General features: G+C 40.0%; 11 protein-coding genes and 1 pseudogene. 10 read left to right on the plus strand and 2 right to left on the minus strand.

The window, feature by feature from the left end:
• Positions 1-125: 125 nt before the first annotated feature.
• A pseudogene (locus C5471_RS24510) lies at positions 126-227 on the plus strand (class A beta-lactamase); the annotation flags it as partial.
• Positions 228-511: 284 nt separating this feature from the next.
• On the opposite strand, the gene C5471_RS18780 reads toward C5471_RS24510, so the two are convergent.
• Positions 512-1,072 carry a hypothetical protein gene (locus C5471_RS18780; protein ID WP_133813538.1) on the minus strand — a complete coding sequence of 187 codons (561 nt, stop codon included), beginning with the start codon at positions 1,070-1,072 and terminating at the stop codon, positions 512-514.
• Positions 1,069-1,770: a C39 family peptidase gene (locus C5471_RS18785; RefSeq protein WP_133813537.1), complete on the minus strand. Its 702-nt coding sequence runs from the start codon at positions 1,768-1,770 to the stop codon at positions 1,069-1,071. The genes C5471_RS18780 and C5471_RS18785 overlap by 4 nt, the downstream gene beginning before the upstream one ends.
• A 933-nt stretch (positions 1,771-2,703) precedes the next feature.
• Between C5471_RS18785 and C5471_RS18790 the strand changes: the two genes are divergently transcribed.
• The 9 genes from C5471_RS18790 (at position 2,704) to tssE (ending at position 12,145) form a co-directional block, all read left to right on the plus strand.
• Positions 2,704-3,387: an IS630 family transposase gene (locus C5471_RS18790; protein WP_133813536.1), complete on the plus strand. Its 684-nt coding sequence runs from the start codon at positions 2,704-2,706 to the stop codon at positions 3,385-3,387.
• A 375-nt stretch (positions 3,388-3,762) separates the two neighbouring features.
• Positions 3,763-4,473 (plus strand): hypothetical protein, encoded by a 711-nt coding sequence (locus tag C5471_RS18795; RefSeq protein WP_133813535.1) that lies wholly within the window; start codon positions 3,763-3,765, stop codon positions 4,471-4,473.
• A 776-nt stretch (positions 4,474-5,249) separates the two neighbouring features.
• A complete protein-coding gene (locus tag C5471_RS18800) occupies positions 5,250-6,245 on the plus strand; it encodes a phage tail protein (RefSeq protein ID WP_133813534.1) in 996 nt (331 codons plus the stop codon).
• A gap of 2 nt (positions 6,246-6,247) precedes the next feature.
• Positions 6,248-6,871, plus strand: a complete 624-nt coding sequence (locus tag C5471_RS18805) for a tail fiber assembly protein (RefSeq protein WP_133813533.1) — start codon at positions 6,248-6,250, stop codon at positions 6,869-6,871.
• 192 nt (positions 6,872-7,063) lie between these two features.
• Positions 7,064-8,332 (plus strand): phage tail fiber protein, encoded by a 1,269-nt coding sequence (locus C5471_RS18810; protein ID WP_166296263.1) that lies wholly within the window; start codon positions 7,064-7,066, stop codon positions 8,330-8,332.
• 784 nt (positions 8,333-9,116) lie between these two features.
• Positions 9,117-9,668, plus strand: a complete 552-nt coding sequence (tssB, locus tag C5471_RS18815; RefSeq protein WP_133813532.1) for a type VI secretion system contractile sheath small subunit — start codon at positions 9,117-9,119, stop codon at positions 9,666-9,668.
• Positions 9,669-9,675: 7 nt separating this feature from the next.
• Positions 9,676-11,157: a type VI secretion system contractile sheath large subunit gene (tssC, locus tag C5471_RS18820; protein ID WP_133813531.1), complete on the plus strand. Its 1,482-nt coding sequence runs from the start codon at positions 9,676-9,678 to the stop codon at positions 11,155-11,157.
• Between the two features lie 57 nt (positions 11,158-11,214).
• Positions 11,215-11,709: an Hcp family type VI secretion system effector gene (locus C5471_RS18825; protein ID WP_133813530.1), complete on the plus strand. Its 495-nt coding sequence runs from the start codon at positions 11,215-11,217 to the stop codon at positions 11,707-11,709.
• A gap of 58 nt (positions 11,710-11,767) precedes the next feature.
• Positions 11,768-12,145: a type VI secretion system baseplate subunit TssE gene (tssE, locus tag C5471_RS18830; protein ID WP_242688775.1), complete on the plus strand. Its 378-nt coding sequence runs from the start codon at positions 11,768-11,770 to the stop codon at positions 12,143-12,145.
• The last annotated feature ends 54 nt before the right edge of the window (positions 12,146-12,199 follow it).

Genomic DNA, 12,199 nt, shown 5'->3' on the forward strand with positions numbered 1-12,199 from the left:
TTGCTCGGTGTTGGCTGAAAACATATCGGTTAGCTTATCTGTGGTTTTTGGTTGAGATCGATGACCAAAGCAAGAGTTCAACAGGAATGCAGGAAAATATCAAAATATTTGTGTAGAAGAGACAGGTGATTCTGGCGGTTTACTTCACCCAATTTCAGCAAGATGCCGAATCACGTCGTGATGTGCTAACTTCGGCTACGCGGTTGGTGATGGAGCATTTGGCTTAACCAAGATGAAGCAAGTATATAAGGGGAGTCTCTTTCTACATAGCAAACATTACGCGCAAGAATTAAAGCTTTGTACACTTGGCAGAATTACTACTGTATTGATGTCAAATCACGTTTTTTGCAGAGTGAGCTACTTCAAACTCATGAAGTACATCCTTTGGGTGATTTTATGCAGAAACTATTAGCCAGTGAGCTTAACATCAAGGTTGCACTTATTTCCCACTGACCAAAAACTAAAAGATGCCCATTTTTTTAACTGGGCATTATAGTTTAGCATCTTAGAGTCAACCTATTTGCGCTATAATTTTGTTTGAGATCTCTTCCACCTCATACAATTTATGGATCGCGATATCCCGGATTAATGTTGGCTTAAGTGGGATGATAATGTCGTGAATTGGGTTGTGCAACCATAGAGCCACGAAATGGCACCAAGGTAAATTAAGTTGCCGTACTTCATAGCTTTGCTGTTGAACCCTACTATCCATTTCCGCTACAAGGAGTGCCTCAACTGTCGAGATGGGTATCGGGCCATCAAGGGTCATCGAAGAGACGATGAGATTTGCATCGTGCATATTCAAATGGAGGTCGGACACGGCAGAGCTGCCTGACAACAATAGATACCTCCAACCTGTAGCGTGGGCAGCTTTGGTCAAAGATTTCGTTTTTTCAAATTCATTGCGATCGACATAGTACATTTTAATCGGGTTCGACGATGAGACGTCGTTGATATCTATTTTATTGTTTTTATCAGCTTCGCTAAGCGAGCCTCCATCTATAATACCTTGCAAAAAAGAAACGATAACACTGTCCGCTCCGCTTGGATCTTTCACAAAGGAAATAGTCATTTACGTGCCTCATGTATTGTTGTTGGTTGTTTTGTTGGTCGTTTAGTAAAGCAGGTTTGCCTCCAGTCAGCTTCTGAATCTCCATAGTAATATAACGGGAATATATGGGCATTCTCGAGCGTTTTCGTATTGTCCCACGGATTGCAAACCTCCCAAACTGGATATGGATGTGTCGGTGATTGTGGCACCAGATCGAATCCGCCGGATATCACTACTGCGTGACCCCCAGTATCACCCAAGGCAGGAATTTTCTTTGAGAAAATAACGGCAACAACAAATGGACTATTATTAGCCAGTTCTTGTACGCAACGGTTAAAATCAGCTCTTCCTTTTATTTCTTCCTTAAGCGCCCCTATTACCTCCAAGGACTTGTCTGGCATTCCCTCCTTATTGCAATTATCACCACCTGGAAAATAGTTGTAGGGAGCTACACAAGATCCAGGGTTAAGCTGTCGGGCACCAGAATAAATCGGCTCTTGGAGGTAACGATACGGTTTCCGCTCATAATAACTGCCTACACTTGCAGCCACAGCGATCCAGCACCAAAACGTTTGCTCCTGCCTCTGCGCATACCCTTTACGCCAGAAATCCGTGACATAGGGTTGTTTGTCGGCTTCTATGCTACGTTTGGAGGTAGAAAGCGACACTTTCTTTAAAGAGAGGCATCTCGGTAGAATGCCATTTTGAATATCAATCATGTTGTCCTCACTTGTTGAAAATGCGACTCCAGTTTTAGAATTTTAGATTACGAATCATATTGGATTTTATGTTCGTAAATTATAAAAATCACATATAAAAAAAGACGCTATATTAACATATTGTGGTAGCATAGTTAATTTGGCTCTCGGATTAATAGTTATTTGTTTTGTATAAATATGGGGTTGTGAAGAGGCATATTTAAATGTAAATTGCTTTGTATTAACTTTAAATGCATACACTATGTACAAACTTTAATGGGAATCATTTGGATGATTTACTCCACACTTTATTTATGTTCTCCGAACATAAGCTCTAATGAAATAATTAGTAATTTGTTGACATGGCTCTGATGAAGTTTATATTTTGTATAAAAATAAAATAAAATAAAATAAAATAAAATAAATCTTATATTGTGTATGACAAGTAAAAAATTCTATGATTTCTTGATTTTTCTTAAACACACTATATATAACGATATGTGAATTTTATCTTATAAATATCTAAAAAGGAGTATGTTATGTATTACAGGTTAATTAACGAAGAAACAGGTTTATATCTCGGAAATCCGTGGGCAAATTTTTAGGTTGGCAAACGGTTATGAAAAGATAGAAGTAGATGGCCGTATTTATGATGCCTTGACTGTGGATAGTCCTGATGGTAATACCCTGAGATTTACAGTTAGCCAACATGATAATGGCCTTTACACTATACAGCCAGCGAATGACCGTAATGCCTATTTGAGTATACCACCAAAACAAGTGGCCTACCATCCAAGCGTAATTTGCGGGCATAAACTCTCTTATTGGAAGCTAGAACTAAACACCTAATTAACTGTTCTGAATAGTAGATCACGCCCCAAAAAAATGAACTCAGTCCAAATTTAGTGATCTGATCGATGGCTAAATATCACAAATCACTAACAGGACTGAGTCATGTCTATCATAGCCCCGATACCCCGCGACGAAAGACGCAGAGTGCAAAAAGAAATCCAACGCACATCAGATAAAGGTTACGCACGGAGACTTATTGCTATCTTACTGCTTCATAAAGGAAAAATGATTGTAGAAACCCGTGATATTACCGGGGCGGAGCGTTCTTCTATTGGGCGATGGGTGAATTGGTTTACCGAAGGCGATATCGATCTCAAGCCGAAAATTGGCGCAGATTGGACACTTAAAGGGCAGCAGAAAAAAGTGGTCACGCCCGGAAACAACTGTAAGCATTATCTGGCGGGTGCGCTTCATGCCGGAATAGATAAAGTACTTTATGTTTCAGGCAGTAAGAAGAACACTGAGTTGTTTATTGCGATGCTGGAAAAGCTGAAACAGCATTACCGAAGAGCCAAAAGTATCACGTTGATACGGGATAACTACATCATCCATAAAAGCCGTAAGACAGAGGTTTGGTTGAAAAATAACCCGAAGTTCAGATTGTTATTCCAACCCATTTATTCGCCATGGGTGAATCTGATTGAGAAACCTTGGTACGCCCTGCATGAAACGATAACACGTAACCACCGATTCCAATATATGTGGGAACGCTTCAGGAAAGTTAAGCATTTTATGCACAACGTATCCCCCTTTCCTGGAGGTAGTCATGGTATGGCAAATATGTAGCACAATTAGGATCAGTTATTTAGCCTATTTCATAATTTCTATCCTTTCAAAGGATTCTAATAAGTAGATAGAAAAGATCCCAATGAAAGGAGATTTTATATACTGATACTTACTAATAATAATGAAGTTTGTACGTAGTGTATGTATTTTAAGTTAATACAAAGAAATTTACATTTAAATATGTCTCTTCACAACCCCATGTTTATACAGAAAATAGCTACTAATCCAATATTAAAATTAACTATGACGGCATAATATGTTAATTGTGGCTGTTTTTTTATATATGTTTTTTCTAATTTACGAGCTTAAAATCCAATGTGATTCGTAATCTAAAATTCTAAAACTGGAGTCGCATTTTCAACAAGTGAGGACAACATGATTGATATTCAAAATGGCAATTTACCGAGATGCCTCTCTTTAAAGAGAGTGGCGCTTTTTGCCTCCAAACGTAGCATAGAAGCTAGCCGCTCATATGTTGATCGGACAGGCTACTTCACGGATTTCTGGCGTAAAGGGTATGCACAGAGGCAGGAGCAAACGTTTTGGTGCTGGATCGCTGTGGCTGCAAGTGTAGGCAGTTATTATGCGCAGAGACCGTATCGTTACCTCCAAGAGCCGATTTATTCTGGTGCCCGACAGCTTAACCCTGGATCTTGTGTAGCTCCCTACAACCATTTTCCAGGTGGTGATAATTGCAATAAGGAGGGAATGCCAGACAAGTCCTTGGAGGTAATAGGAGCGCTTGAGAAAGCAATAGAAGGAAAAGCTGATGCGAGTCTTTGTGCCGGAGAACTGTTTAATAGTCGGCCATTTGTCGTTGCTGTTTTTTTCTCAAAGGAAATTCCCGCCTTGGGTAATACTGAGGGTCACGCAGTGGTGATATCGGCCGGATTCAATATGAAGGAGTCACAACCACAGTCACATCCAGTTTGGGAAGTGTGTAACCCGTGGGACAATACGAGATCTTTGGAGAATTACGAGACATTCCCGTTATATTACTATGGAGATCCAAAAGCTCGCTGGGCGCAAACCTGCTTTACTAAACAACCAACAAAACAACCAACAATACATGGGGCACGTAAATGACTATTTCCTTTGTGAGCGCTCTAGCGGAAGAGTGTATTATCTATGGTCCCCCGTTTTTGCAACACTGATTTTGATTAATGGTAGGCTCACTTAAATCTATACGGCGCCTGCCCATTCGCCACAATGGCCGCCCCCGACGGCGGGCGGTACTCCCTTGCCCGGCCGTGGCAATTTCCGGCATCACCATCGGCATATGTCGGGTTCGGTTAAAGAAAGATAATACGATATAACAGCGTGTTCATGACTTACGTTTCCCTACAGGCTACACACTGGCAATGGGTGATTTGAATGCGTGCTGCCTTCAGGAAAAAAGAGGATCTTCATTTCTACATGAACAAGTAAAACCATTTACCCATGTCTGGTGGTGTTAACTCTGCATCGCGGCGATCGCGTTAGCTTTATTTACGGAAGAGGCCAGAAAATAATTGGGAAAATATTTATCTTGGCCATTACCTTATATTATTTTCCTGTTTTATTTTTCGCTATTTTTTCACATATAAATATTTGTGATTTCTTATTATCAGTGGGTTATAGTAAATCCAAGAAATTTTTTCATAAAAATAAAAGTGTAAAATCGGAGTTTTTAATAATTATCAAATATTGACCTGATTGTTTTTCACCTATTATATAAAAACAATTAACCCTGTAAGTTATAAAAACAATCCATTATTGTTTTTATAAACTAGACTATGACTGACCCCAATTGGGAGAAGTTACTTGTACAATAATTTAATATGTTGATTATAGCAAATCATTATCTAACTTAAGAGGGGTATATGAGTCAAAAAAATGATTTTAAGGCATTCTCTACTGGTGATAATGCTAATGTAGTGAGTCAAGGTAGATATGAAGCAAGTCTGGACTTACAGACGGGGTTTCCACCCAATGATATTCCAACTCATTTGTTAAATAAGGTATTACGTCAATCATCAACAATAGCCTCTGTGGTGGCCAATTTTATTGCGACACAATCGGGTGATGATGTTTTGGATGACGGTGATATAGCCAAACTCACTGCTCAGTTAAGTCGGGCATTAAAACAAAAAATCCCGGCAGAAATTCCTGATGCTTCATTAACGCAAAAAGGTGTTGTTCAGCTTACCAATGTCGTTGGTAATAGTGACACATTGGCAGTGACACAAAAACTGGCCCAGGAAATCGTCAATTCATTACGTGAAAATATTGATGGCAAAGTACCTAATAGCCGGAAAATAAATGGTAAAGCGTTGACCGAGGATATTAATCTGAATGCGAGTGATGTGGGGGCATATACTCAAGCGGAAGTAGATGAATTGGTTAAGACAACTAGGGAGATTCCCGTTGGCTCTCCTATTCCCTGGCCGTTGCCTCATCCACCTTTTGGCTATTTCGCTTGTAATGGTTCTTTTTTTAATAAATTACAGTATCCGAAGTTAGCAGAAGCTTATCCTGATAGCAGGTTACCTGATTTAAGAGGTGAGTTTATTCGTGGCTGGGATAATGGCCGTGGAGTAGATAGTGGTAGAGTACTTCTGACAAACCAGAGTGATGCAATTAGGAACATTACTGGAAATTTCATAATCCGAAGATTGGCTGATAGGGACAGCATACCTGATACAAATGGTTGTTTTTCTAAGGGCAAAAAATCGGGTTATTTTTTAGAAACAAGTAGGGCATCGGGTACTGATGAAGCAGCACATGATATAAATTTTGACGCATCGCGTGTTGTCCCAACCGAAAATGAAAATCGCCCTCGCAATATCGCATTTAACTACATCGTAAAGGCAGAATAATAATGACACACGAAAATATCTTAGATACTGAAACCGCTATATTAGGTGAAGACGGTTTAGCGACTAAAGCCGGTTGGATAAAGGTTTATCATGTTAATCCTTATTCGAGAGAATTTGCTGGCACTAATGTTGAATATGTAGCGGAAGGGGTAGGTGTATCCGCACATTCTTATCCTGATGCGCCAAATCTTCCTGATGCCGATAATCTGGCTGTGCGTCGCAGTGCGGACGAAAGCCATTGGGAAATTGTCCCTGATCATCGAGGGAAAATAGCTTACAGCACACAAACCGGTGAACAACAGGAAGTTTCTGAACTGGGTGAATTAGCAGAAACATTGATATTTGAGCCACCGGCGACTGATTTTGATCAATGGGATGGTGAAAAATGGGTAACGGATATTGAAGCGCAACAAGCCAGTCAGATTAAACAGGCAGAACAACAACGTGATATTTTTCATCAACAAGCCTGTGACGCTATAACCGTGTTGCAATATGCGGTTGAAACTGAAATGGCATCGGAAGCTGAGAAGGCGTTATTACTCGATTGGAAAAAGTATCTAGTATTGTTAAGTCGGATTGATATTTCACTGGCACCAGATATTAACTGGCCTGAAAAACCACAATAATAATAGCATTAATGTTTTTACTGTCTTTTTAAATATTGATTAAGTATTTTTAAATCTGCGCTTTAATTTAATAAAAGCTCGTGTAAAAACGAGCTTATCGCTGTGTTATGAATAATTAGTATAGATTATGGGAAGTTTTTAATAATTTAATGTAGTGATTATAATAAAAAATTATTTAATTTAGGAGAGTATATGAGCCAAAAAAATGATTTTAAGGCATTCTCTACTGGTGATAATGCTAATGTAGAGAGTCAAGATAGATATGAAGCAAGTCTGGACTTACAGACGGGGTTTCCACCCAATGATATTCCAACTCATTTGTTAAATAAGGTATTACGTCAATCATCAACAATAGCCTCTGTGGTGGCTAATTTTATTGCGACACAATTGGGTGATGATGTTTTGGATGACGGTGATATAGCCAAACTCACTGCTCAGTTAAGTCGGGCATTAATACAAAAAAAACCGGCAGAAATTCCTGATGCTTCATTAACGCAAAAAGGTGTTGTCCAGCTTACCAATGTCGTTGGCAATAGTGACACATTGGCAGTGACACAAAAACTGGCCCAGGAAATCGTCAATTCATTGCGTGAAAATATTGATGGCAAAGTACCTAATAGCCGGAAAATAAATGGTAAAGCGTTGACTACGGATATTAATTTGAATGCGGGGGATGTAGGCGCAATATCAATTAATGAAGCAATGTATTCAATGGGCTATAGTCGCCTGGATGGATGGAATAATCTATACAATGGTTGTGGAGGGTTTATTCCCGTAGCGCCGTTTCTTGCCAAATATGGGTTGCCTAATGGTTATGGAGTCCAGTTAAGATTGAGTAATGTCATGGGCACATCAAGCGAAGACTTTGGTGAGGTATGGAGCCACAGATTGGTTTTCATACATGGGGGAGATACATATCGTACAGATAGCATAAACGCCACTAAAAGCAGACAGTCTACACGCAAGTTTTGGGATGATGCTAATGCTAAGCCGGATACTAATGGATACCTTAAACGGGCCTCTCCGTTAGTAGAAATTTACCCCGATGGCACATTCTCAACTAATGAAGAATCAGAGGGGGCAGAAGTTAAGAAAGAGGGGACCGGCATATATCACCTATCAAATACTTTAGGGTATAACGCGGATGGTGGTTGGGGAATACATGGGGGTATTTCTGTTCCTCACGATAACAATAATCTCGAGCTGATTTTTGTTAAGGATCAAGTTCAGACTGATGGTTCCATTATTGTTAAAACTTTCCACCGTCAACATTCACATTTACCTGAAATGTTTCAGAACTGGCGAGTCAAATCTATTGATGACGAGGGTAACAAGATATTCTACCAAGATGGGGAACCCTGTGATATTCCAGACTATTGCCGTTTAGATATTCGTATCCAAATGCCGGAAGATTCCCCGTGGAATTTGAGACAAAACAAGTTGCGTGAAGAATATAGATAACATATACCTTTGATCACAATTTGTAGTAATACGGGGCCTAATATGGCCCTGTATCTTATTTTTTACGCAATTATCCGGCTATTTGTAATATACCCTATGGATTTCAAGATGCATCGCGGCGGCAAGGGAGCGAATCCCCGGGAGCATAGATAACTATGTGACCGGGGTGAGTGAGTGCAGCCAACAAAGAAGCAACTTGAAAGATGACGGGTATAAGTATTTATCTATTAATCTAGATACAATTTCCAGTAAGAATTCATCAGGTCGTGACATCTTAATTAATCATATTTAGGTAGTTAATCGATTTGTCTTTATTAAAAACCTTGAATATGACTCAGGTGTTTTATTTCAATGTTAGTAACGCCGTAATTAAATAAAGCTCTAATTCCATCTATATTTTTATTTTTCTGACAAGTCAGATTTTTATTATTAAAGATAGTAAGGTGAGAAATAAGACAAGTCCAAAAATACATTTTAATTATAATATATAACTTTTAGTTTTACCATTAAATACAATCAATTAGATAATTTGGCGGAATTCATTGCATGATATTTAACTTTGATAAGCTTGCATTAAGTCAATATACGTGAGAATTTATTTACCAGCCGACACACGGTGGATTTTAAATATCATTAAATGTGGCGCAGCATATTAAGTTGTTATAAATAGATGTTAATTGATATCTTCGTTTATCTCATCTTGTTCGGTTATTTAATCAGGTTTGGTGCGGTTTAACGTAAGTAAGTTTGCACTTCCTGTCATATATAAAGGTAAAAAGGTGCCATGAATACTCAACGTAAGCTTGATAAAGTAAGGCCGCCCCGTGTTCAGATTACTTATGATGTCGAATTAGGTGGTGCGGTCGAGAAAAAAGAATTGCCTTTAGTTATTGGTGTGATTGGGCAATTTGCTGAGCAATCAATTCCGATGCGTGAACGTCGTTTTATGCATGTTGATAAAGATAATTTTAATGCTGTGATGGAAGGTTTATCACCTTCGTTGGAATTACAGGTTGAAAGTGCTCTGCCGGGTCAGAGTGGATTTATTAATGTTGATTTGCGATTTAAATCAATGGCTGATTTTACCCCAGAGAATCTGGCGAAGCAGATTGAGCCACTGCGTAATTTACTGGAAGTTCGCAACAAATTGAGTGATTTGAAAGGTCGTGCATTGAGTAATGAAAAATTGCGTGACCGTCTGGCGGAAATTCTTGCTGAACATGCGGATAAATTACCGCAGGTAAATGAGGGAGCGGAAACCGCCGTCACAGAAAATACCACGGATGACGCTACCCCAGAAAATAACAATATTCCGGAAGATAACAATGCACAGTGAGGACAGTATGGAACAGAGCGTTGTTGAACAGCAAGAATTGAAAGCAACAGAAACCTGCGGCGATTTTCTTGATCAGATTATTGATAACACTCAGGCCATTCATCGGGAAACGGATCGTGATCGGGTGAAAAGCCAACTCGACCAGTTTTTAGCAGAAGTGACTGCTGGTTCATTAGTGGTTTCTGGTGATTTGGTAAACAGCATTGAGGAGCGTATCGCCGCGATTGACGCGCTGATGTCCGCCCAACTGAGTTTGGTATTGCATCATCCAGAATTCCAGTGTCTGGAATCATCCTGGACGGGGCTTAAAGGGTTACTCGATCAGAGTGAAACTGAGAATACCCAGATTCGCATGTTGAACGCGACAAAGACCGATTTGATTAAAGACTTTAAATCGGCTTCTGATTTTGATCAGTCAATGCTGTTTAAAAATATTTATGAACATGAGTACGGTACCTTTGGTGGTGAACCTTATTCGGCATTTGTTGGTGATTTTGATTTTGATAACAGCCCAGAAGATCTTTACTTACTGGAGCAGATTTCTCATGTGGCGGCTGCCGCCCATGCACCGTTTATCAGTTCGGCTAATGCAGGCATGTTGGGGCTGAATGATTTTGGAGAACTACCGCGTCCGCGTGATTTGTCCAAGCTGTTTGACACATCCAACTATTTGCGTTGGAAACGCTTCCGGGAATCTGATGACTCCCGCTATGTCGGCCTAACTTTACCAAGAGTGATTGGACGTTTGCCTTACGGAGCAAAAACCATCCCGGTTGAACAGTTCTGTTTTGAAGAGCAGATGAGAGAAGGGGATAGCAGCAGTTATCTGTGGATTAACGCCGCTTATGCATTGGCTGGCCGTATGGTGGCTGCGTTTGAACAATATGGCTGGTGTGCCGCGATTCGCGGTGTGGAAGGTGGGGGATTGGTAGAGGCATTGCCGACTCATCATTACTCCTCTGTGTCCGGCGAAAAAATGCTGCAATGTCCGACTGAAGTGGCTATTTCAGATCGCCGCGAGAAAGAATTGGCAGAATTAGGCTTTATTCCGCTGGTTTATTATAAAGGTACTGACTACGCTGCATTTTTCTCAGTGCAGTCGCCAAATAAACCCAGGAAATATAATTCTGACTTGGCAAATGCTAATGCGAAATTATCAACACAATTGCAATATATTATGACGACCTCTCGTTTTGCACATTATTTGAAAATGATTGTGCGTGACAAAGTGGGTAGTTTTATGTCCCGTGGAGAATGCCAGACTTATCTGCAAAGTTGGATCAGCCAGTATATTGTTGGCTCTGATACTGTCGGCGCAAAAATTAAAGCCAGCCATCCATTGCGGGAGGCAAGAGTTGATGTTGTTGAAGTTCCCGGTTCGCCTGGAACATATCGCGCAGTAGCTTATTTAAGGCCACATTTCCAATTAGAGGGATTAAGTATGTCTTTACGGTTGGTTGCAGATTTACCACCGTCTTCGGCTGCCTAATTATTCTATTTATTAATATTTATCCTATTCTATTACAAATAACAGGAGTAGTTAATTATGAGTTCTTCTATTTTTTTACAAATTGATAGTATTCCAGGTGAAAGTACCGACAGCCAACATAAAGGTTGGATTGAACTGGAGCATGTCAATTTTGGGGTGTTCAACCACGCACGTATTGCAGACAGTGGTAAACGTAAGATTACTGTTGGTGCAGCGGATTTCCGTACCATCGATTGTGTGAAGGTGATGGATACCAGTTCTATCAAACTGTTGTCTGCGGCAGCGCAGGGGACTGCGATTAAGAATGTGAAATTGGCAATCTGTACGATTTTCAAAGGAGAAATGCACCCTTACGCGGAAGTTGAAATGGACGAATGTATTATCTCCGATGTCCATGAAACTTGTTCACGTGGCGGCGAATTCCCGCAAGAGCAATTTTCCATCACTTATTCCAAAATTAAATGGACATTCACACCACTCAGCCCAGACGGCACCAAAGGCAGCAAAGCAGGTCCAGAAGGTTGGGATCTCATCGAGAACAAGAAACAGTAATTTTTACTGTTTACTGCCGGCCTCTGGCCGGCAGTTTTAACCAGAAAGAAAGGATATTATGATTCAACCTTCATTTCTCCATCGTCTGAAAGATGATCATCCACAAAATGAAGAACGTGGTGTAACGTCCACTTGGTCACATCAGGAAGTTGTGAAAAGCCTCATGTTCGATCTGAATATGTTATTTTCATCAAGACCGATTTCCGCAGTTTTACCTTTATTTGGTGAGTTACCGAAATCAGTTTTAAATTATGGCGCTTCTGATGTTATTAGTGTTGATATTTCGGATGATGAGCGTATTGATGCACTGAGTAATAATATTTACCAGGCTATTTCCTGGTTTGAACCACGCCTGAAAAATGTTGTTATCACATTACAAAAAAATACACCGGAGAATATTACCTTTTGGGTGAGTGGAATTTTTTTCGACGAGTAGATTGTGTTTTCTATCTCATGGAGCAGTACCGCTTATACCTATTCAATTTCATGG

The sequence above is a fragment of the Photorhabdus tasmaniensis genome (genome assembly GCF_011189505.1).
Taxonomy (GTDB): Bacteria; Pseudomonadota; Gammaproteobacteria; order Enterobacterales; family Enterobacteriaceae; genus Photorhabdus; species Photorhabdus tasmaniensis.